The organism is Bradyrhizobium sp. CB1717 (assembly GCF_029714325.1).
Classification (GTDB): domain Bacteria; phylum Pseudomonadota; class Alphaproteobacteria; order Rhizobiales; family Xanthobacteraceae; genus Bradyrhizobium.
In genome coordinates, this window is sequence record NZ_CP121666.1 from 9187069 (window position 1) to 9209853 (window position 22785).

Sequence of the window (22785 nt, forward strand, 5' to 3'; positions counted from 1 at the left end):
TCAGCCAATTTGGCAAACCTGCGGCATCTGGCGCGGAGCTTGCTCTTCGCTCCGCACAATGACGCATGCTGCACATGCGCATTCGCAACCAGGGAGGACGCAAGATGAGTGAAGCGATCTCGGTCCATCAGCTTCAGACGAGACAGCCCTCGCACGTCACGGTCGCCACCGCGAGCCTGATCGGCACGGCGATCGAGTGGTACGACTTCTTCCTCTACGGCACCGCCGCGGCGCTGATCTTCAACAAGCTGTTCTTTCCGACCTTCGACCCGATGATGGGAACGCTGCTGGCGTTCGCGACCTACGCGCTCGGCTTCATCGCGCGCCCGCTCGGCGGCGTCGTGTTCGGGCACTACGGCGACAAGATCGGCCGCAAGACCATGCTCTATCTGACGCTGCTGATCATGGGCGCGGCGACGGCGGCGATCGGCTTCCTGCCGACCTACGAGACCGCTGGCATCTGGGCCGCGATCCTGCTCGTCACCTGCCGGCTGATCCAGGGCTTTGGCCTTGGCGGCGAATGGGGCGGCGCGGTGCTGATGGCGGTCGAGCACGCGCCCGCAGACAGACGCGGCTTTTACGGCAGCTGGCCGCAGCTCGGCGCCCCGCTCGGCCTCGTGCTCGGCACGCTGGTGTTCTCGGTGGTGTCGGCGCTGCTGACCGACGCGCAGCTCTATGCCTGGGGCTGGCGCATTCCGTTCCTGTTCTCGATCGCGCTGGTGCTGGTCGGGCTGTGGATCCGCTTCACCATCGCGGAATCGCCGGAGTTCCAGAAGGTCAAGGACACCAAGCAGGAAGTGAAGATGCCGATCCTCGAAGCGATCAGGATGTATCCCAAGAACATCCTGCTCGCGATGGGCGCGCGCTTCGCCGAGAACGGCTTCTTCTACATCTACGCGACCTTCGTGCTCGCCTATGCCACGCAAACGCTCGGCATGAACAAGCAGGACATGCTCAACGGCGTGCTGATCGGCGCGGCGATCGAGACCTTCACCATCCCCGCCTTCGGCGCGCTCTCCGACCGGCTCGGGCGGCGGCCGATCTACATCTTCGGCGCGGTGTTCTCGGCGCTGATGTCGTTCCCGCTGTTCATGCTGCTTGCGACCAAGAACGCGCAATACGCCTGGATCGCGATCGTGCTCGGTCTCGCCGTCGGCCATGCCGCGATGTACGGGCCGCAGGCGAGCTTCCTGTCGGAGCTTTTCGGCACCAAGGTGCGCTATAGCGGCGTCTCGCTCGGCTACAACCTCGCCTCGATCTTTGCCGGCGCGCTGTCGCCGCTGATCGCGACGGGGTTGATGACGGCCTATGCGCCGGCGACCTGGCCGATCTCGCTCTACATGATCGCACTGGCGCTCATCACGATCGTCTCGGTCTATTTCGCCACCGAAACCCGCAAGGTCGCCCAGCCCTGAACGGGCTGAATGCGCCCCTCCGCGACGCCGGAGCGGCTGGTCGCCAGCCGCTCCACGCGATACGAATAGAGGCAAGCGAGAAGAACCGGCATGCGGTCCGCAACAGACATAGGAGGGAATGCCATGAGCCAGCATCCTGCCTTGCCCTATTTGCGCAACGCCGAGAAGGGCAAAGTCGTCACCGCGGCGGAAGCCGTCATGCTGATCCGTGACGGCGACACGGTGGCCACCGGCGGCTTCGTCGGCATCGGCTTTGCCGAGGAGATCGCGATCGCACTGGAGGAGCTCTATCTCTCCAACGAGGGCGATGCGCCCTACACGCAAGGCAAGCCGCGCAACCTGACGCTGGTCTATGCGGCCGGCCAGGGCGACGGCAAGCACCGCGGCCTCAATCATTTGGCGCATGAAGGCCTGGTCCGGCGCGTGATCGGCGGGCATTGGGGCCTTGCGCCAAAACTGCAGCAGCTCGCGATCGCCAACCAGATCGAGGCCTATAATCTGCCGCAGGGCGTGATCACCCACCTGTTCCGCGACATCGCGGCGCGCCGGCCCGGCCACATCACCCGCGTCGGCATGGGCACCTTCGTCGATCCCCGGCACGGCGGCGGCAAGCTGAATGCGCGCACCACCGAGGACATGGTGGAGCTGATCACGCTGCGCGGCGAAGAGTGCCTGCTGTACAAGACGTTCCCGATCAATGTCGGGATCATCCGCGCCACCACAGGGGATCCCGACGGCAACCTCACCATGGAGAAAGAGGCGCTGACGCTGGAGGCGCTCGCCATCGCCATGGCGGCGCATAATTCCGGCGGCATCGTCATCGCCCAGGTCGAGCGCGTCGCCGAGAGCGGCAGCCTCAATCCGCGCCAGGTCAAGATCCCCGGCATCCTCGTCGACTGCGTCGTGGTGGCGAGACCCGAGAACCACTGGCAGACCTTCGGCACGCAATACAATCCCGCCTTCAGCAGCGAGATCCGGGTCCGCGCCGCCTCCCTGCCGGTGATGCCGGTCAGCGAGCGCAAGATCATCGCCCGGCGCGCCGCCCTGGAGCTCAAGGCCAACAGCGTCGTCAATCTCGGCATCGGCATGCCCGAGGGCATCGCTTCGGTCGCCAATGAAGAGCGGATCATCGACCTCATCACGCTGACGGCGGAGCCGGGCGTGATCGGCGGCATCCCGGCAAGCGGCATCGATTTCGGCGCGGCGATCAACACGCAGGCGGTGATCGACCAGCCCAATCAGTTCGATTTCTACGACGGCGGCGGCCTGGATGCCGCGTTCCTCGGCCTCGCCCAGGTCGACCGTGCCGGCAATCTCAATGTCAGCAAGTTCGGGCCGAAGCTTGCCGGCGCCGGCGGCTTCATCAACATCAGCCAGAACGCCAAGGAGGTCGTGTTCGTCGGTACCTTCGGCGCGGGCAAGCAGCGCGTCGCGGTGACTGACGGCAAGCTCGCCATCCTCGACGAAGCAAAGTCGCGCAAATTCGTCGACAAGGTCGAGCACGTCACCTTCAGCGGCCCGTTCGCCGCCGCGCGCAAGCAACGCACGCTCTATGTCACCGAACGCTGCGTGCTCGAGCTCAGGCCCGATGGGCTCGAGCTCACCGAAGTCGCGCCCGGCATCGACATCGAGCGCGACATCCTGCGCCTGATGGATTTCAAGCCGCTGATCCCGCGCGACCCTGCCCTGATGGACGCCCGCATCTTCCGCGACGGCCCCATGGATCTGCGCGAGCGCCTGCTCACCATCCCGCTCGACCAGCGCTTCACACTGGACGAGCAGCAGAACCTGTTCTTCGTCAATCTGGAGCGCTATCCGCTGCGCAGCAAGGCGGAGATCGATACCATCGCAGCCATCGTCGAGGCGAAGCTCGCGCCGCTCGGCCGCCGGGTCTACGCCATCGTCAATTATGACAACTTTTCCATCCTGCCGGAGCTGATGGACGATTATTCGGCCATGGTGCGCGGCCTGGTCGACCGTTTCTATTCCGGGGTGTCGCGCTACACCACGTCGGGCTTCCTGCGCATCAAGCTCGGCGAAGCCCTGGAGAAGCGCGGCGTCGCGCCGCATATTTTCGAGAGCGCGGAGGAGGCGCAATCGGATCGACGTCAGGCCGAGGGGGCCGACGTATCGCACACCATGCGGCAAGCCCAAAAATGATGCAGGCTCGAAAGGCCGACGCGCTCGGCCGGAGGTTCAATTGCAATGTTCGTAGTGTTGTGCAAATCGCTGTTGCCGAGAAACTTTGAATCAGGAGGGACCATCGTGCGTCGATCATTCATCATAACAACAACCATCCTCGCCCTCGCCGCGAGTACCTCCGCACAGGCCGACGATCTCAAGGTCGCGCTGATCTACGGCAAGACCGGTCCGCTGGAAGCCTATGCCAAGCAGACCGAGACCGGCCTGCAGATGGGTTTTGAATACGCCACCAAGGGCACCATGACGCTCGACGGTCGCAAGATCGTCGTCATCACCAAGGACGACCAGGGCAAGCCGGACCTGTCCAAGGCCGCGCTCGCGGAAGCCTATCAGGACGACAAGGCCGACATCGCCATCGGCACGACCTCGTCGGCTGCGGCGCTGGCGATTCTTCCGGTCGCCGAGGAGAACAAGAAGATCCTGATCGTCGAGCCCGCCGTCGCGGACCAGATTACCGGCGAGAAATGGAATCGCTACATCTTCCGCACCGCGCGCAATTCGTCGCAGGACGCGATCTCCAACGCGGTCGCGATCGGCAAGCAGGGCGTCACCGTCGCGACGCTGGCACAGGACTACGCCTTCGGCCGCGACGGCGTCGCCGCCTTCAAGGAGGCGCTGGCCAAGACCGGCGCGACGCTGGCTGCGGAAGAATATGCGCCGACCTCGACCACCGACTTCACCGCGGTCGGCCAGCGCCTGTTCGACGCGTTGAAGGACAAGCCGGGCCGCAAGGTGATCTGGGTGATCTGGGCCGGCGCCGGCAATCCGCTGGCAAAGCTTCAGGACATGGATCCGAAGCGTTACGGCATCGAGCTGTCCACCGGCGGCAACATCCTGCCCGCGCTCGCCGCCTATAAGGGCCTGCCCGGCATGGAAGGCGCGACCTATTACTACTATGAGATCCCGAAGAATCCGGTGAACGACTGGCTGGTCGCCGAGCACCAGAAGCGCTTCAAAACTCCGCCGGACTTCTTCACCGCGGGCGGCTTCGCCGCCGCGATGTCCGTCGTCGCCGCCGTCACCAAGGCGAAGTCGACCGACACCGAGAAGCTGATCAGCGCGATGGAAGGCCTGGAGTTCGACACGCCGAAGGGCAAGATGGTGTTCCGCAAAGAAGACCATCAGGCGCTGCAGAGCATGTATCACTTCAAGGTCAAGGTCGATCCGAACGTCGCTTGGGCCGTGCTCGAGCCGGTGCGCGAGCTGAAGATCGAGGACATGGACGTCCCGGTCAAGAACAAGCGCTGACGTTTCTTACTTCACCTCCCCCGCTTGCGGGGGGGGGGAGGCCGGGAGAGGGCTCTCTCCCCTTGGGGGTTCTCGCGTGCGGAAACACCCTCTCCCCACCCCTCCCCCGCAAGCGGGGGAGGGCGCCCACTGTGATCGCGGATACTTCCTCATCTCATCATTTGCCAAACAATGACGCTCACCCTCGAAACCCGGGACCTCACCATCCGCTTCGGCGGCCATGTCGCGGTCAACAACGTCACCTGCACGTTCCGCCCGGGCGAGCTCACCGCCATCGTCGGGCCGAACGGCGCCGGCAAGACCACCTATTTCAATCTGATCTCGGGCCAGCTCCGCGCATCGAGCGGCAGCATCCTGTTTGACGGCACCGACATCACCCAGCACTCCGCGCCGCTGCGGACCCGTGCGGGTCTCGGGCGCGCGTTCCAACTGACAAATCTCTTTCCGAACCTCACCGTGGAAGAGAACGTCCGCCTCGCGGTGCAGGCGGCGAACGGCACGCATTACGACATGCTGCGGCCCTGGATGGTGCGCGGCGACCTGATCGCACGTGCCGACGCCATCCTCGACCAGGTCGCACTCGGCAATCGCCGCGGCGTTGCCGCAACCGCGCTGTCGCATGGCGACCAGCGCAAGCTCGAGGTCGCGCTGATGATCGCGCTGGAGCCGAAGGTGTTCATGTTCGACGAGCCGACGGCCGGCATGAGCATCGACGAAGTGCCTGTTGTCCTCAACCTCATCGCGCAGCTCAAGCAGGACGAGAGCAAGATCATCCTGCTGGTCGAGCACAAGATGGACGTGGTGCGCTCGCTCGCCGACCGCATCATCGTGCTGCATAACGGACAACTTGTTGCAGATGGCCCGCCTGCCGAGGTGATTGCCTCGCCGATCGTGCAGGAGGCCTATCTCGGCGTTGCACCGAAGAGCGCAGCATGACCGACCTGCTCAAACTCTCCGGCGTGCACACCCATATCGGGCGCTATCACATCCTGCAGGGCATCGATCTCGCCGTCCCGCAAGGACAGGTCACGATGCTGCTCGGCCGCAACGGTGCCGGCAAGACCACGACGCTGCGCACCATCATGGGGCTGTGGCAGGCGTCCAGCGGTGAGATCAGCCTCGCCGGGATGCGCATCGAAAGCCGCGCCACGCCCGACATCGCCCGGCTCGGCGTCGGCTACGTTCCGGAGAGCATGGCCGTGTTCTCCGACCTCACGGTGAAGGAGAATCTCGTGCTGGCGGCCCGCGACGGGCCGCTGGACGACACCCAGCTCGACTGGATTTTCGGCTTCTTCCCGGCGCTGCGCCGGTTCTGGCTGTCGCGGGCGGGAAGCCTCTCGGGCGGGCAGAAACAAATGTTGTCGATCGCGCGCGCCATCATCGAGCCGCGCAAGCTGCTCCTGATCGACGAGCCGACCAAAGGGCTGGCGCCGGCCATCGTGATGGCGCTGATCGAGTGCTTGAAGGAGATCAAGCGCAAGGGCGCGACGATTCTGCTGGTCGAACAGAATTTCTTTGCCGCCCGCGAGCTCGGCGACAATGTGCTGGTGATGGACAACGGCACCATCGTCCATCGCGGCGAGATGGCGGCGCTCGCCGCCGACGTGCCGCTGCAGGAGCGGCTGCTCGGCCTGAGCCTGGAGGCACATCAGTGACTGACCTTGCCGCAAACGATCCCCTGCCGAAGCCGAAGCGCGACATCGCGCCGGTGCTCCTGCCGATCGCGCTCGCGCTGCTGATGATCCCGCTGATCGGATCGACTTCTTCCTGGCTGACGCTGACCGCCGCGAGCCTTGCCATGGGCATGATGATCTTCATCATGGCCTCGGGCCTCACGCTGGTGTTCGGCCTGATGGACGTGCTGAATTTCGGCCACGGCGCCTTCATTGCCGTCGGCGCCTATGTCGCAACCCTGGTGCTGGCGCCGTTCGCGGCGTCGATCCAGGCGGATTCGCTCTGGATCAACCTTGCGGTGCTGGCCCCGGCCGCGCTGCTGTCGATGGCCGTGTCGGGCGCGCTCGGCCTGGTCGTCGAGCGCGTGCTGATCCTGCCGGTCTACGGCCAGCATCTGAAGCAGATCCTGATGACGACCGGCGGCCTGATCGTCGCCGAGCAGACGCTCTATGCGCTGTGGGGGCCGCAGATCATCCCGATGCCGCTGCCCGCCTCGCTGCGCGGCTCCTTCATCCTCGGCGACGTCGCGATCGCCAAGTACCGCGTGCTGGCGATGCTGATCGGGCTCGCCGTCTTCATCGCGATCCAGCTCGTGCTCAACCGCACCAAGCTTGGCCTGTTAATCCGCGCCGGCGTCGAGAACCGCGAGATGGTCGAGGCGCTCGGCTATCGCATCCGACGCCTGTTCCTCGGCGTGTTCATGACGGGATCGGCGCTGGCCGGCCTCGGCGGCGTGATGTGGGCGCTCTATCGCGAGCAGGTGCACGCCTCCATGAGCGACGACCTCACCGTCTTGATCTTCATCGTCGTCATCATCGGCGGCCTCGGGTCGATCGGCGGCTGCTTCATCGGCGCGATCCTCGTGGCCATGGTCGCCAACTACGGCGGCTTCCTGGTGCCGAAACTCGCCCTCGTCTCCAACATCCTGCTGATGGTCGCCATTCTGATGTGGCGGCCGCGCGGCCTCTATGCGGTGACCAGCCGATGATGATCCTCTCCGGCGATCCGCCGCGCAGCCGCGTTCTCACGCTCCTCCTCGTCGTCATCATCCTGGCGCTGGCGGCAACGCCGTTCCTGTTTCCGGGCGCCAAGGCACTGAACGTCGCGGCCAAGATCTGCGTCTTCGCCGCGCTGGTTGCCTCCTACGATTTGCTGCTCGGCTATACCGGCTCGGTGTCGTTTGCCCACACCATGTTCTACGGCATCGGCAGCTACGCCATCGCGATCGCGCTGTACGGCATGGGCCCGAACTGGGCGGCGGTCGCAACCGGCATCGTCACCGGCCTGCCGCTGGCGGCCCTGCTTGCGCTTGCCATCGGCCTGTTCTCGCTGCGGGTCGCCGCGATCTTCTTTGCCATGATCACGCTCGCGGTCGCCTCCGCCTTCCAGGTGCTGGCCTCGCAGCTCTCATGGCTCACGGGCGGCGAGGACGGGCGCAGCTTCCAGCTCCCCGAACTGCTGCGTCCCGGCACGGTGTTGATCTCCAAGAACCTGTTCGGCTTCGAGGTCAACGGCCGCATCCTGACCTTCTATCTGGTCTTCGCGATCTCCGCGCTGATGATCCTCGCCTTGCTGCGGGTGGTGAACTCGCCGTTCGGGCGCGTGCTGCAGGCGATCCGCGAGAACCGGTTTCGCGCCGAGGCGCTCGGCTTCCGCACCGTCTTCCATTTGACTTACGCCAACTGCCTCGCGGCCCTCGTCGCCGCCAGCGCCGGCATCCTGAACGCATTGTGGCTGCGCTATGCAGGTCCCGACACCTCCCTCAGCTTCTCCATCATGCTGGACATCCTGCTGATGGTGGTGATCGGCGGCATGGGGACGATCTACGGCGCGATCATCGGCGCCACCATCTTCATTCTCGCGCAGAACTATCTGCAGTCGCTGATGGGCGTCGCCTCGAAGGCGGCGTCGGAAGCCGGCCTGCCGCTGCTGCCGGGACTTTTGCATCCCGACCGCTGGCTGCTGTGGCTCGGGCTGCTCTTCATCGCCAGCGTCTATTTCTTTCCGACCGGCGTGGTCGGACGGCTGCGTCATGGCGGCGGCAAGAACACCGCAGGCGCCTCGCATTAAGCATTGATTAATGATGCAGCGCAGCGATTGCCGCGGGCGCAACGCAACTGCGGCGTGCTTCGCGCCTCGCGGCGCGCGGGCGGGACAGCGCAACCGGATTTAATCCTTAGGTAACTGGTTTTCCTAAGGTTTGGGCCATTTGTGCGGTGTATTCGTGTTCCTCCAGGGAGGGGGAATGCGCCAGGTCATTGCTAGGGTCGCAACCGGAATGTTCCTGGCCGCCAGAGGCGGCTGGGAGGCAGCGACGCGGCGCGGTCCGGTGCTGTGGCTGACCCTGTGCGGCGTGCTGCTGGTCGCGGGAATCTTCGCCGTGACCGCCATGGCCGTCGGCGAATTCCGCGAGCGGACCCTGGTCAACCGCGAGCGCGAGCTGGAAAACACCGTGCAGCTGATCGCGCGGCATTTCGATCAGCAATTCGTGGATTCGGACGTCGTCGCCGCCGATCTGATCGGGCAGATGAACCTGCCGGAGATCACCTCGCCGGCGATGTTCCGCGAGCGCATGTCCAGTCCCGCCACGAACCAGATGCTGCGCAGCAAGATCAGTTCGATCTCCTATCTCGGCGACATCGCGATCTACGACGCCGATGGCGAGCTGATCAACTGGTCGCGGAGCCAGCCGCTCCCCAAGATCAATATTTCCTCGCGCGCCTATTTCCAGACGCTCAAAACAGACCCGATGTCCGAGCCGGTGCTGCTGGAATCCGTCCGCAGCTTCATCATCGGCAAATGGACCACGGTCGTCGCGCGCCGGCTCAACGGCACCGACGGCACCTTCTTCGGCGCGATGGTCCGACGGATCGATCCGGACAGCTACCAGAACTATTTCGCATCCGTGACACTTGCGGAAGGAACGGCGATCTCGCTGTTCGACCGCGAAGGCAAGATGCTGGCCCGCTACCCTCATGTCGAGGAGCTGATCGGCAGGAGCTTCAAGGATGCACCGCTGATGCGGAAGGTACTGACCAAAGGCGGCCAGCACACGCTTCGCGTCAAGAGCCCGGTTGACCACGAGGAGCGGCTCGGCTCGGCGGCGTCGCTGAAGCATTTCCCGCTGGTCATCGTCGCCACCAACACCACGGCTGCAGCGCTTGCGGACTGGCGGCAGCAGACCGGCTTCATGGTCACCACGGCCGCACTTTCGGCCGCGGTGATCGCGCTGATCCTCTATCTGATCATACGCCAGATCCACCGGCAAAACCGCGAGGCCCAGGAGCGGATCGAGGCGGAGCGGCTGCGGCTCGACACCGCCCTCAACAACATGTCGCAAGGACTGATCCTGTACGACGCTGCCGGCTACATCGTCACCTGCAACCGCCGCTACGCCGACATGTTCGGCCTCTCCCACGACGTCATCAAGCCCGGCTGTCACATCCGCGAGGCGATGTCTCATCGCAAGGAGCGTGGCGCGTTCGGCGGCGACGTCGAGGCGTTTTGCGCCGATGTGATGCGGGTGGTCGCCGAAGGTACGGTCTCCACCAGGATCCACGAGTTGCCCAACGGCCGCGCCTTCCAGGTCATCAACACTCCGCTCGCGCAGGGCGGCTGGGTCGCCACGATCGAGGAGATCACCGAGCGGCGCAATCTGGAGCAGGAGCGCGACCGCAACTACATGTTCCTGCGCGAGATCATCGATCATATTCCCTCCCAGATCACGGTGAAGGACGCCGGAACGCGGCAATATCTGCTGGTGAACCGCACCGCCGAGGAGCAGTTCGGCCAGTCCAGTGACGAGATCGTCGGCAAGACCCCCTTCGACCTCTACCCGGACGAGGAGGCCAGGCTCGTCACCGAGGACGACAGCAAGGCGCTTCAGGCCGCCGAGGGATTATTCAAGGACGAGCATGCCTGGCGAAGCCAGACCAAGGGAGCGCGCTACATCACCTCGACCCGGATCGGCATTCGCGACAAGTCCGGCGAGCCGCGCTACCTCATCAGTGTCGTCGAGGACGTCACCGAGCGGCGGCGTGCCCACGAGAAGATCGCGCATATGGCGCATTACGATGCGCTGACCGACCTGCCGAACCGGACGCTGTTCCGCGAGCAGATCGAGCGCGAGCTGGCGAAGGTCGCGAGCGGCGCGCAGTTCGCGCTGCTCTATATCGACGTCGACGAATTCAAGGGCATCAACGATTCGCTCGGCCATCACGTCGGCGACGAGCTGCTGAAGGCGATCGCGACCCGCCTGCGCGGCTGCCTCAAGAAGGGCGACCTGATCGCGCGGCTCGGCGGCGACGAATTCGCGGTGATCCAGACCGGAATCCGGTCCTCCGCCGACGTGCTGTCCTTCGTGACACGAATCTACGAGGCGATCCGCCAGCCCTATAACTGCCTCGGCCACCAGCTCTCCACCGACGCCAGCATCGGCATCGCGCTGGCGCCGCAGGACGGAGCTGATCTCGACCAGCTCATCAAGAATGCCGATCTCGCGATGTACGGCGCCAAGGCCGAGGGGCGCCGCACCCACCGCTTCTTCGAACCGGAGATGGACGCGAGCGCCAAGGCGCGCCTGACCATGGAGCAGGATCTGCGCCAGGCCCTGGTGAATGGTGGCTTCGAGATCCACTATCAGCCGCTGGTCGATCTGCGCTCGGGCGAGGTCTCCGGCTGCGAGGCGCTGCTGCGTTGGCGCCACCCCGAGCGCGGCATGGTGTCGCCGGCGGAGTTCATTCCGATCGCAGAGGATACCGGCCTGATCAACGAGCTCGGCGACTGGGTGCTGCGCACGGCCTGCAACGAAGCCGCGACCTGGCCGGCGCATATACGCGTTGCAGTCAACGTCTCGCCGGTGCAGCTCAAATGCGACACGCTGGCGCTCAGGATCGCCAGCGCGCTCGCTGCCTCCGGACTCGACCCGCGCCGGCTCGAGCTCGAGATCACCGAGGCCGTGCTGATCCGCGACGACGAGGCGGCGCTGTCGATCCTGCACCGGCTCCGCGCGATCGGCGTACGCATCGCGCTCGACGATTTCGGCACCGGCTACTCCTCGCTCAGCTACCTCAAGCGCTTCCCGTTCGACAAGATCAAGATCGACCGCTGCTTCGTCGCCGACATCGCGGAGACCAGTGGCGCGCCCGTGATCGTGCAGGCGGTGGTGAACATCGCCGCCGCCAGCAGCATGACCACGGTCGCCGAGGGCGTCGAGACCGATGCCCAGCGCGAGATGCTGCGTAATCTCGGCTGCACCGAGATGCAGGGCTACCTGTTCAGCGCGCCGAAGCCGGCCGCCGAGGTGCGAAAATTGTTCGGCAAGGGCGATGCCGCGCCGGTGGCGGCGGTGGCCTGAGATGGCGAAGCCAGGCAAGACGCAGACCGGGAGCGTCGACGTTGCGGAATCCTATGCCGCGCGGCTGATGCAGCACCTGGTGGTGCCGACCTTCGTGATCGACCCGAAGCGCCGCGTCGTGATCTGGAACAGGGCCTGCGAGCGGCTGACCGGCGTCGCCGCCTCCGAGGTGATCGGCACCAGCAAGCACTGGCAAGCCTTCTATGAAACCAGGCGTCCCTGCCTTGCCGACCTTGTCGCGCGCGACCGTCCCGAGCAGCTGCCGGAGTTCTATTCGGAATATGCCGCGCGCGGCCATAACGGGCTCGGCTTTTCCGCGGAGAACTGGTGCGTGATGCCGAAGCTCGGCAACCAGCTCTATCTCGCCATCGACGCCGGCCCCATCCACGACGAGGCCGGCCAGCTGATCGCCGTGGTGGAGACGCTGCGCGACCTCACCGACCAGAAGCGCGCCGAGATGGCGCTGAAGGAGCTCGCGACCAAGGACGGGCTCACCGGCCTGTCGAACCGCCGCTCGTTCGACCAGATGCTGATGAGTGAATGGGCCCGCGCGGAGCGTACGCAGAAGCCGATGGCGCTGCTGTTCGTCGACGTCGATCATTTTAAGCTGTTCAACGACCACCACGGCCACCAGACCGGCGACGAATGCCTGCGCGCGATCGCCGCCGTCGTCAGCCGCCACGCCGTGCGCCCGCTCGACCTCGCCAGCCGCTATGGCGGCGAGGAGTTCGCCCTGATCCTGCCGGACATGGATTGTGATGCCGCCTGCGTCATCGCCGAGGAGATCCGCATCGCCGTCATGGCCTTGCGGATCGTCCATGGCGCCAGCGGGGCCGGCGAGCACGTCACCCTCAGCGTCGGTGTCGCCAGCCGCATGCCCGGCGCCGCCGACGGCGGCCCCGACCGGTTGCTGGGCGAGGCCGACGAGGCGCTCTACGTCGCCAAGCGGCTCGGCCGCAACCGCGTCATCTGCGCCGAAAGGGTACTGGCCGAGTTCGTGCGAGCCGATCGCGGCGCGCACCGGCTTCCAGTCGCCGCAAATCGTCGCTCCAGCCGAGGCTGACACTCATCCCACCGAAGGTTGTATTGCGTTCGGGCTCGCCAACGGGTGATGTTGCACCGGTACAACACGCACATTTTCTTCTCGAACAGCCGCAATTTCTCGGGCGCTCGTTTGAATATAGATAAGCCATTGCCTGGAGCCGTATTCGCTTTGAAGTTTCCCAATCCATCGCGCAGTGCCCTCACCTGCCCGGCCGAACCCGGCCCTGCCATCAAGACCAACCGCTGATGTCCGAGGAAGCCGGTTCGTTTCGCGGACGTGTCCACCGCGGAACGCAGCAAATTGGTGGCACCTGCATTGAGCTCGAGGCCGCGGGCGAGCGAATCCTGCTCGACCTCGGACTTCCGCTCGATGCCGACGGCCCGTCCGATGATCTGCTCCCGCCCGTGGTCGGGCTTCGCGCCGAGGATCCAGCCTTGCGTGGAATCGTGCTGTCGCACGGGCACGGCGATCATTGGGGCTTGCTACCCCTGTGCAGACCCGACGTCCCTCTCGCCATGGGCGCCGCGACGGCGCGCATCATGCGTGCGGCAGCTCCTTTCGTGCCCAATGCCTTCGTGCCTGATGTTTCGTTCGAGCTGGCCGATCGCAAGACCTTCCAGATCGGTCCGTTCAGCATCACGCCCTATCTTGTCGATCATTCGGCCTATGATGCCTATGCGCTGCTGATCCAGGCCGCCGGCCGGCGGCTGTTCTATAGCGGCGATATCCGTGCGCATGGTCGCAAGGGCGGTCTGTTCGAGCGATTGGTGAGCAATCCGCCCCGCGGTGTCGATACGATGCTGATGGAGGGGTCGAGCCTCGGCCGCCTTGACGAAGACACGCAATTTCCGACGGAAGACGACATCGAGGCGAGGCTGACCGAGAGCCTCGGGCCGCCGGGCTTCGTCATCCTCTCCGCCTCCGCGCAGAACATCGATCGCATCGTCAGCATCTATCGCGCCTGCAAGCGCAGCGACCGAACGCTGCTGCTGGACCTCTACGCGATGGAGATATTGCGGGCCACCGGCAACGAGCGCTTGCCGAACGTCGGCTGGCCCAATCTGTCGGTCTATGTGCCGGAATATCAGCGGCAACAGATCGTGCGGAACAAGCGCTTCGATCTTCTGGAGCCGTACAGATCTGCGCGCATCTACCGCGAGCGCATCTCCGAGATCGCCGATCGCACTGTGATGTTGTTTCGTCCTGCAATGGCCCGCGATGTGGAGACCGCAAATCTCTGGACCGGCACCAGGGCGATCTGGTCGCAATGGGACGGATATTTGAAGGATGGTCCTGGAGCGAAGCTGAAGGCGGATCTCGCGACACGCGGCGTTCCCATGGAAATCATCCATACCTCGGGTCACGCCAGCATCAAGGATCTCAAGCGGCTCTCGAACGCAATTCAACCGGACAGGCTGGTGCCCGTTCACACGTTCGAAGGCGACAGCTTCGGCAAATATTTTGGCAACGTCACGCGACGCCGCGATGGCGAATGGTGGGAGGTATGAGATGAGCTTCAGGCGTGGAATCCGGCAAGACGACTTTCGCGAGGCACTTGAGGCACTCGCCCAGCAGGATGGCTGGTGGCGCGACGTTCTCGCCGATCCTTCCCTGATCATCGGCGTACGGGACGAGTACCTGAACGTCTATTGGCAGGGACAATCCATCTTCAAGGTGTCGTTCAAGGGCGGGAAAGTGACCGCCACGACGCACGAAAAGTATCTCCTGAATCCGGACTTGAAGGATCAGATTTCGCTTGTCGACGGGACGTTCGCCTTCGGCAAGGCCGAGCAAAGAATGCTGACGCGCGAATACGAGGGCGCAATGACCCTGGACAAGCTCAAGAGGGCTGCATCGCTCTATTCCGGACGAGAGAAGGAAGGTGTGCACGAGATCGCGACGTCCAATCTCTCCGTCGTCGACGTCGAGATCGCGATCAACGCATCCGGCGTCCCCGGCGTCGAGCGGAACCTTCCGCGCATGGACCTGGCGAACTTCGAAACGACGGCGAACGGCCTGGATCTGGTGTTCTGGGAGGCCAAGACGTTCAGCAACCCCGAGCTGGAAAACGGTGATATTGTCGGTCAGATCGCGGACTATCAGAAGGTGATCGACCTTCACAAGACGGAGATCGATGACAGCTATCGATGCGTTGCGAAGAATCTGGCTGACATGGCGAAATGGAGCAACGGACATCGCAATGTGGCTGCGGCGATCGGCGCCGTTGCGGACGGGGCCAAGCTCAACGTGAGCAGTGCCAATGTCGGGTTGCTCGTCTATGATTTCACCGCGGTTCAACGCGATCGCAAGGATGACGACGGCAAAACGCTGAAGCATAGAGTCATCGAATCGCTCACGAAGGTCGGCGTGGGTCGGGAGCGGATCAAGTTCAAAGGCACGCCAAGGGGTCTCACCATCTGAGCTGGCGTGCGGGAGGAATCCTATTTTGCCCCTTCCCAAGGACGAAATGCTCACCTTCGCGATCGGCGACATTCACGGCTGCTTTAACAAGCTGATATCGCTGCTCGCCGCGTGCGACGAGATTCGCGGCGAGCGGGTTGCGCAGTTCGTCCTTGTTGGAGACTACATCGACAGGGGCCCCCAGAGCCGCGAGGTGATGGAGTTTCTCGTCGGCAGCGAAGGAGAGCAGAACCGCCCCTTCGTTTGTCTCCGGGGCAACCATGAGGAGATGCTGCTTCGCGCGGCCGACATCGAGCGCACCGACCAGGACCTCATGAATTGGTGGGGAAACGGCGGCGAGCAGACGCTCGACAGTTACGGGATCGACGATCCCGTCGATTTTCCCAGCGAGCATCTCGACTGGATCCGCGCACTTCCGCTCATGAAGATCGAGCACGGACGACTTTTCGTTCACGCCGGAATAAGGCCAGCCGTGCCGCTCGCGGCGCAATCCGAGCGAGACTTGCTCTGGATCCGGGAACCCTTCTTGTCGTCCGATCTCGACCACGGGCTGTTCATTGTCCATGGCCATACGCCACTCCGGTCCCGGACACCTGATCTGCGAGCGAACCGGTTGAACCTGGATACCGGCGCCTGCTTTGGCGGCCCGCTCACGGCGGCCGTGTTCGCCACCTCGGAGGCGGGCCCGTTGATGTTTGTGAACGATTCCGGCGAGATCTCGGGACCGGCCGCCCTCCGGGACTGAAGAGCGAAGCATAAGACCGGGAATCGGGCGATACCGGGCGCCTGAGCCCGGGCAAAGCTAGCGGTTGCCCACCCCTCGCCAATCGGCTAAATGAACCCCATTGCACCCGTAGCTCAGCTGGATAGAGCGTTGCCCTCCGAAGGCAAAGGTCACACGTTCGAATCGTGTCGGGTGCGCCAGTCTTGCAGTCGTATTCCTACCGACATCTACGTCAGCATCGAAACGATCGCCTGGATCTGGTCGGAGGCGGACGCCACCAGTCCGTCGTATGACGTCTGGCCGTGCGCGGCGGCCTTCAGGATGCATTCGGCGACGGCCGCTTTCAGGCCGAAGACCGACTGATGGGCCGGCACGCTCGCCATCACGGTCTCGAGTGCCTGGCGCATCGTCTGAATGAGCTCGGAGCTGTATTGCATGGGCTGTCCTCCCCGGGGCTCATATGGGACCACATCCCAGGGCTTGCCACTCACAAGGCTGAGATTGCTCTTTGAATGCGTCGAGACTGAACGCCTCAATTCAAACGTCAGATGGCCGTATTGAGCACGCGGGCAAACGCGACCGTGGCGACGACGACCGGCGACACCTGAAGCATTTCAAATCGCGCCCGCGACCGGTGACACGACCATCTCCTTGCCGCATGCGCTGCACCGCGCACTCGTGCCGACCTCTTCGCAGGCCGGGTCGCCTGATGCGATGCGGCGCCGGCATTTCGGACAGACATAGAAGTCGCCTGTCTCGACGAAATCGCTGGACGGCCCGACATAGGCGCAGATCATGTGATGCAGGATCCGATCGAACGCGAGACGATTTCGGCAGACCGGGCACATCGTTTCATCCGCGCTGATCTGCACCTTCGTTTCCTTTCGATGCGACGTCCCCGGCCTATTGCAGGCCCAGCAGGCGGACCAAGGCTGCGGCAAATCGGGACGTCAGGCTCGTGTAGTACATGTGAACGTAAACCGTCGAATTCAGCGGCGGCGGAACGGCGTCCGCAACGAAGCGGATGCGCGCGATCTGGGCAGCCGTGCGCTCGCGCGTTAGCGGTTGCCGGCCTGCGGCATACACGACCGAGACCGGCAGGATCTCCGCGATCGTTCCCGCGATGCGGCGATTGCCGAACACCACGAGCACCTGATTGCCGACCCTGGGCTCGACCAGGCGCGCATTCGGAATGTACCAATCGACGAAGACGTCGGTGGGATCGAGGATTTCGGCGATCGCCGTGCCCGCCACGAGCGATTGACCGACATTGGCGAGATTGGTCGAAACGATGCCGGCGATGGGCGCCAGCACCTGGCCGCCGGCGAAGTTCCGCTCGACGTCGTCGAGATGGTCGCGCAGCTGCTGGCCGAAATCGTTCAGGTCCGCCAGTTGGGTGATGGACTCCGCGATCTCCGCCTCCTGCGAAATGACGGACTTGCGCGCGAGGCCGCGTTCACGCAGCAATTCGAGGCGGAACGCCAGGCTCGCTGCGCTCGACGCTTCGATCTGGTCGACAGCCTCTTCCGTCAACGTCCTGTACGCCTTCGCCGCTTCGAGCGTTTCCTGCGCGACGTGGGCCCGGATGCGCAACTCCGATCGCCGGCTCGCGATGTCGGCCAATGCGCGCATGTAGGTCGCCACGATGTTGTCCCGCTCGGGCGATCGGATTTGTGCGATCCGGTCACCGGCCTTGACCGTGGTGCCCGGCGTAACCATGACCTCTGCGACCTGCACCAGATAGGGAAGTGAAACGACGTGCGGCGGGGACGAAACCGTCCCAGGTCCGCTCAGATAGACCAGTGGCGCGCCAAAATAGACGACCAGGAAGGCGAGCACGCCGAAAACGCCCGTCGCATAGGCGAGGCGCACGAGCCGTCCCGCGGCGCTCCGACGGCTTTCCACGGGATCGGGGACATTCGGGTCCAGCCTGTTGATCGCGACATTCATCGGCGTGCTCCTTCCGGGCCGGAAAACAGTGCGCGACGTACGCGCGGCGGCACGAAGTCATCGTCCTTGGACGCGGCGAAGATGATCTCGGAGGAGTAGGAGACCAGCCGGGCGCATTTCAGATAGGCGCTCTGATAGACCGGGAAGACCAGCGCGGCCCCGAGATCGAGGACACGCGGCGCGCGCTTGAACAGGGCGAAGGCGAGGCCGAGGTTGAAGAAAGAAATCCACGTCAGCAGGACGTAGATCGCGGCGAGAAGCCAGAAGGCGTCGGTGCCCAGCAAGGCCAGGAGATAGACGAGGTAGAATGGAAAACTGAGCGTGGGAATCAGGTCGAACAGGATGAAATCCAGCCTCTGCAGCGTATCGGGCAGCCGCTCGAAGCGATGGAAGAACCGCAATTCGCCGTACATGATGAGGCGGATTCGCAAGGCGTCGCGATCCCAGCGCGCGCGCTGGCGCAGCAGACCGAGGCCGCTCACAGGTCCTGCCGTTTCGACCCAGGCTTCGGGCACGAAACGAACGAGATAACCCAGCCGGCGCAGCCGCAGGCTGAACTCCAGATCCTCGCCCGGACCAACGTCAAGCCCGCCATGTCGCATGAAGACATCGCGACGGTACATGGAGCAGGCGCCGGACAGGCAGGCGATCGCATCGACGGTGTCGAGAATGGTCCTGCCGGCGCTGATCGACATCAAATATTCGATGCTTTGCAGCCGCGTCCAGATCGAACCTGTTTCATTGCTGATCGCGATATTGCAGCTCGCGCCCGCGACGCGCGGATCCGTGAATGCGGATGCGAGCCCGGCGACGGCCGCCGGTTCGAACATCGTGTCGGCATCCACCGTCAGCAGCAGCTCGCCGCTGGCGAACCGCGCGGCGGCGTTGATCGCGGCACTTCGGCCGCAGCGCGTGCCGTGGCAGATGACCATATCCACCAGCCCCGCCGCGCGTGCCTGCTCGGCAATTGCGCGCGTGTCGTCGGTGGAGCCATCATCGACGACGATGATCTCGAGCGGCGCCAGGGTCTGCCGGCGCAGCGCTTCGATCGAACGAAGCAGCCCGGGACCACCGTTGAAAGCGGGCACAATCACGCTGACCGATGCGCGGATCGGCGTTTCGCGTTGAGACAGCGCGCCGGTCAGGCCGAGCAGGGAGAGCGACAGCAGCGAAAACGTATAGCGGGGAATATCTAAGATAATGACCGCGAGCGCGAGCTGAATCCAGCTCATATCGGCGATCAACTGCAATGCCTCGAGCATGCTGACCTACCCTCCCCGGATAGCGAGCCGTGCCAGATCCGCACCTGGACGAAAAGAAGCCAGCGACTCGCACGAGACCGAGGAAATATCGGTGGACCGGCCCAGCTTCGTCTGCGTCAATTCCGAAGCCCCGACCGTCAACTCGGAGTTTAGCATATCCCTTTGCGGCAACCGGGCGAAGGGCTTTGCGAAGCGCGATCGCGCGGGAACCCGATCGGTTCGAATTCGCGGCAAATCTGTAGGGATACGAAATCGGCCGCGGAGGCTTTGAGGCGAGCAACGCGCGGGCGGTCGAGTATCCGAGGCGCCCCCCGTCGAGGCCGAACGCCTCAATTCAAATGTCAGATGGCCGCATTGAGCACGCCGGCAAACGCGACCACGGCGACGACGGACATGGGCAGCTGAAGCATCCATCACCTCGCGCTTCGCTTTGCGCGATTGTATCATCATGGCATGAGCGATTCCGACACGGTGACGGGCGACGCCTCGCCCGTGCGCAAGATCATCCATATCGACATGGATGCTTTCTATGCGTCCGTGGAACAGCGTGACAATCCGGAGCTCCGCGGCAAGCCGGTCGCGGTCGGAGGCTCCGCCGAACGCGGCGTCGTTGCGGCCGCGAGCTATGAGGCGCGCAAGTTCGGCGTTCGCTCGGCGATGCCGTCGGTCACTGCGAAGCGGCAATGCCCCGACCTGATCTTCGTCAAGCCGCGCTTCGAGGTCTACAAGGCGATCTCCAGGCAAATCCGCGAGATCTTTGCCGAGCACACGCCTGTCATCGAGCCGTTGTCGCTCGACGAGGCCTATCTCGACGTGACCGAAAACCTGCAAGGCATCCCGCTGGCACGGGACGTCGCACGGCGAATCCGCGAGAAGATCAAATCCGAGACGGGCCTCAATGCCTCGGCCGGCATCTCCTACAACAAGTTTCTGGCAAAACTCGCCTCCGATCATCGCAAGCCCAACGGCCAGTTCGTGATCTCGCCGGAGATGGGACCTGCCTTCGTCGAGACGCTGCCCGTCGGCAAGTTCCACGGCATCGGTCCGGCGACGGCTGCGAAGATGAACGCACTCGGCCTGTTCACCGGCCTCGACATCCGCAACCAGACGCTGGAGTTCATGAACGCGAATTTCGGCAAGTCGGGTGCGTATTACTACTGGATCTCGCGCGGCGTCGACGAGCGTCCGGTCCGGGCCAACCGGATCCGCAAGTCGATCGGCGCAGAGACCACGTTCTCGATCGACCTCGACGCCTTCGACGCGCTGGCGGCCGAGCTCAAGCCTCTCGTCGACAAGGTCTGGCGCCATTGCGAGGCGACCGGCAACCGCGGCCGCACCGTCACCCTGAAGATCAAGTTCGCCGACTTCGAGATCATCACGCGGAGCAGGTCCGTCGCCGCGGCGATTGCAGGCCGGGACGAGCTGGAGCGGCTGGCCTGCGGCCTGCTCGAAATCGAAATGCCCCTGCCCAAGCGCGTCAGGCTGCTGGGCGTGTCGCTATCCTCCCTCCAGGACGGGAACGATGCGGAGCCGCAGCTGACTCTGGGCATCTGAACCGGGCTCGGCCGGCCCTCGGCAAACGCGACATCTTTATCCGCGACGCGGCGGCCGACCTGTCGTAGAGACACCGGATATGCCTTTTTGCCATTGATGCCGGAATGCTCGCCTTATTGATACGCCTGGGACTGCGCTTCGAAGACCGGATCGAGGAGCGGCGGTTTGTCGACCAATACGTCCGCGGCAGCCTCGGGTGGACGCAGATTGCGATGCTGCTCGGCGCCGCCACCTATGCCGGCTACACGCTATGGGATTGGGTGCTCTACCCCGAGGTGGTCCCGACCACGCTGGCCATCCGCGGCGGCACGGCGGTCTTTATTCTGCTGCCGCTGACCGCGCTGTTGTCGCGGCGGTGGATGAAGCCTTGGGCGGAGACGATCTTCCTCGTCTATTGCGTCATTCCCGGCTGCATCCTGCCCAGCATCTACCTCGTCCTTCCGTCGGGCTTCACCTTTGCCGCGCCCGGCATGATGATGATCATCCTGTTCGTCTCGACCATGCTGCCGCTGCGGATCGGCTCGCTGGCGATCTTCTGCCTGCTGTCCTGGGTGGCGCTGATCGTCGCCGAGACGTTCGCGCCGACGCTGCCGATGGGCTTGCGCTTCATCAATCACTCCCTGGTCGGAAACGCTTATGCGCTGTCGCTCTACGCCGTCGCGGCACGCGAGTACCGGGCACGAAAGCAGTTCCGGACGTCCGAGGCGCTGCAGCGGGAAAAAGAACGCTCGGAGAAATCGCTGCGCGATCTGCGAGCAACCCAGGAGCACCTCGTGCAGGCAGAAAAGCTCGCCTCCCTCGGTCAATTGGTGGCAGGCGTCGCCCACGAGGTCAGCACCCCGCTCGGCCTGGCGCTGACGACCTCGACCACCATGCAGACGGACCTGCAGGCCATGGCGGACGCGTTGGGTGGAACGTCGGTGCGGCGATCCGATCTCACGAAGGGAATCGACCGGCTCAGGCAGGGGCTCAACCTGACCTTCGATAATCTGCACCGCGCATCGGAAATGGTGCACAGCTTCAGGCAGGTCGCCGTCAACCAGGCCGACGAGGACCGGCGCACATTCGAGCTCAGGGATTGGCTGTCGGAGTTGGTGTCCAGGCTCGGGCCGCTGCTGTCGCACCATGCTCTAGCGGTCGATGTCCGGTGCCCGGCGGGAATCAGGCTCAACAGCTATCCTGGTGCACTGGCGCAGGTGATCAGCAATCTCGCGCTCAATACGGCGGGGCACGCCTATCCCGACAAGAGGGGCGGCAGGTTTGCGATCACGGTCAGCCAGCCCGAGCCGAAATCGGTCCGCCTCGTCTGTACCGATGACGGCGTCGGGATCCCCGACGAATTGCAGGCGCACATCTTCGATCCGTTCGTCACGACGGGGCGCGAGCGGGGCAATGCCGGCCTCGGCCTGCACATCGCGTTCAACCTGGTGGCGTCATCGCTCAACGGGCGCCTGCGGCTCGAGAGCAAGACCGGTCCGGGCACCCAGATCACGATCGAGATCCCGGTCGAGGCGTGACGGTGACGGGATGTTCGAGCCCGTCACCGACGAAAGCGCCGGCCCTGGCGGACCGCTCAATGCCTCATCTGCTCGAACACTACGATCACGCCGGTCGGCTCGGGCTCGTGCGCCATCAGGCGCGTGAGGTCCGAATCGCTCCAGTCGGCGAGACTGACGACCTCGCCGCTCTGACGATCTGCTCCGAGTGACGGGGTGGGTTCGAGCACCTTGAGGCCCATCTCGTCGACGAAGAAAGTGTGCTCGCCGAACATGCTGTTGAGCTGAGGCATGGCGGGATGTTCGTCGGGCAGCACCTGGGCGCCGAGTTGATGAACGGTCTGCTTCACCTGTTCGGATGTTAGCTTCATGCGCTGCTCCGTTGCTGTCCTGTCCGGTTTCATCGGCTTGGGCCAGAGCGGGCGTTCCCTGCGCCTG

Annotated in this window: 19 protein-coding genes and 1 tRNA gene; 15 read left to right on the forward strand and 5 right to left on the reverse strand. The window is 64.3% G+C overall.

What is annotated here, in order from left to right; translation table 11 throughout:
• Positions 1–104: 104 nt before the first annotated feature.
• The 13 genes from QA649_RS42660 to QA649_RS42720 all read left to right on the forward strand — a co-directional run bounded on the left by QA649_RS42660 (position 105) and on the right by QA649_RS42720 (position 16285).
• Positions 105–1415 carry an MFS transporter gene (locus tag QA649_RS42660; protein ID WP_283022394.1) on the forward strand — a complete coding sequence of 437 codons (1311 nt, stop codon included), beginning with the start codon at positions 105–107 and terminating at the stop codon, positions 1413–1415.
• A 123-nt stretch (positions 1416–1538) separates the two neighbouring features.
• Complete coding sequence (locus QA649_RS42665; RefSeq protein WP_283022395.1) at positions 1539–3575, forward strand: acyl CoA:acetate/3-ketoacid CoA transferase; 2037 nt, start codon at positions 1539–1541, stop codon at positions 3573–3575.
• A gap of 105 nt (positions 3576–3680) precedes the next feature.
• Positions 3681–4865, forward strand: coding sequence for a substrate-binding domain-containing protein (locus tag QA649_RS42670; protein WP_283022396.1), 1185 nt, complete (start codon positions 3681–3683; stop codon positions 4863–4865).
• A gap of 171 nt (positions 4866–5036) precedes the next feature.
• Entirely contained in the window at positions 5037–5801 is a 765-nt protein-coding gene (locus QA649_RS42675) for an ABC transporter ATP-binding protein (RefSeq protein WP_283022397.1), read from the forward strand.
• Entirely contained in the window at positions 5798–6520 is a 723-nt protein-coding gene (locus tag QA649_RS42680; protein ID WP_283022398.1) for an ABC transporter ATP-binding protein, read from the forward strand. Before QA649_RS42675 ends, QA649_RS42680 begins: the two co-directional genes overlap by 4 nt.
• Complete coding sequence (locus QA649_RS42685) at positions 6517–7527, forward strand: branched-chain amino acid ABC transporter permease (protein ID WP_260387202.1); 1011 nt, start codon at positions 6517–6519, stop codon at positions 7525–7527. Before QA649_RS42680 ends, QA649_RS42685 begins: the two co-directional genes overlap by 4 nt.
• Positions 7524–8609: a branched-chain amino acid ABC transporter permease gene (locus tag QA649_RS42690; protein WP_283022399.1), complete on the forward strand. Its 1086-nt coding sequence runs from the start codon at positions 7524–7526 to the stop codon at positions 8607–8609. Before QA649_RS42685 ends, QA649_RS42690 begins: the two co-directional genes overlap by 4 nt.
• Before the next feature lie 175 nt (positions 8610–8784).
• Entirely contained in the window at positions 8785–11895 is a 3111-nt protein-coding gene (locus tag QA649_RS42695) for an EAL domain-containing protein (RefSeq protein ID WP_283022400.1), read from the forward strand.
• Position 11896: 1 nt separating this feature from the next.
• On the forward strand, positions 11897–12958 hold the full coding sequence (locus tag QA649_RS42700) for a diguanylate cyclase (protein WP_283022401.1): 1062 nt from the start codon (positions 11897–11899) through the stop codon (positions 12956–12958).
• A 227-nt stretch (positions 12959–13185) separates the two neighbouring features.
• Entirely contained in the window at positions 13186–14448 is a 1263-nt protein-coding gene (locus QA649_RS42705) for an MBL fold metallo-hydrolase (RefSeq protein WP_283022402.1), read from the forward strand.
• A 1-nt stretch (position 14449) separates the two neighbouring features.
• Positions 14450–15361, forward strand: coding sequence for a hypothetical protein (locus QA649_RS42710; protein WP_283022403.1), 912 nt, complete (start codon positions 14450–14452; stop codon positions 15359–15361).
• Positions 15362–15386: 25 nt separating this feature from the next.
• Complete coding sequence (locus QA649_RS42715) at positions 15387–16106, forward strand: metallophosphoesterase family protein (protein WP_283022404.1); 720 nt, start codon at positions 15387–15389, stop codon at positions 16104–16106.
• A 102-nt stretch (positions 16107–16208) separates the two neighbouring features.
• Positions 16209–16285 (forward strand) — tRNA-Arg (locus QA649_RS42720).
• 27 nt (positions 16286–16312) lie between these two features.
• Here QA649_RS42720 and QA649_RS42725 read toward each other — a convergent pair.
• The 4 genes from QA649_RS42725 to QA649_RS42740 all read right to left on the reverse strand — a co-directional run bounded on the left by QA649_RS42725 (position 16313) and on the right by QA649_RS42740 (position 19297).
• On the reverse strand, positions 16313–16522 hold the full coding sequence (locus QA649_RS42725; RefSeq protein ID WP_018644275.1) for a hypothetical protein: 210 nt from the start codon (positions 16520–16522) through the stop codon (positions 16313–16315).
• Between the two features lie 177 nt (positions 16523–16699).
• The gene (locus tag QA649_RS42730) at positions 16700–16957 is read right to left on the reverse strand and encodes a hypothetical protein (RefSeq protein ID WP_283022405.1); all 258 of its coding nucleotides are present in this window, start codon (positions 16955–16957) and stop codon (positions 16700–16702) included.
• Between the two features lie 31 nt (positions 16958–16988).
• Positions 16989–18035, reverse strand: a complete 1047-nt coding sequence (locus QA649_RS42735; protein WP_283022406.1) for an HlyD family efflux transporter periplasmic adaptor subunit — start codon at positions 18033–18035, stop codon at positions 16989–16991.
• Positions 18032–19297: a glycosyltransferase family 2 protein gene (locus tag QA649_RS42740; RefSeq protein ID WP_283022407.1), complete on the reverse strand. Its 1266-nt coding sequence runs from the start codon at positions 19295–19297 to the stop codon at positions 18032–18034. Before QA649_RS42740 ends, QA649_RS42735 begins: the two co-directional genes overlap by 4 nt.
• Before the next feature lie 453 nt (positions 19298–19750).
• On the opposite strand from QA649_RS42740, the gene dinB reads away from it, so the two are divergent.
• Complete coding sequence (dinB, locus tag QA649_RS42745) at positions 19751–20851, forward strand: DNA polymerase IV (protein WP_283022408.1); 1101 nt, start codon at positions 19751–19753, stop codon at positions 20849–20851.
• A 104-nt stretch (positions 20852–20955) separates the two neighbouring features.
• Positions 20956–22368 carry a HAMP domain-containing sensor histidine kinase gene (locus QA649_RS42750; RefSeq protein WP_283022409.1) on the forward strand — a complete coding sequence of 471 codons (1413 nt, stop codon included), beginning with the start codon at positions 20956–20958 and terminating at the stop codon, positions 22366–22368.
• Between the two features lie 56 nt (positions 22369–22424).
• Here QA649_RS42750 and QA649_RS42755 read toward each other — a convergent pair whose 3' ends face one another.
• Positions 22425–22718, reverse strand: coding sequence for a hypothetical protein (locus QA649_RS42755; protein ID WP_020607946.1), 294 nt, complete (start codon positions 22716–22718; stop codon positions 22425–22427).
• Positions 22719–22785 lie beyond the last annotated feature (67 nt).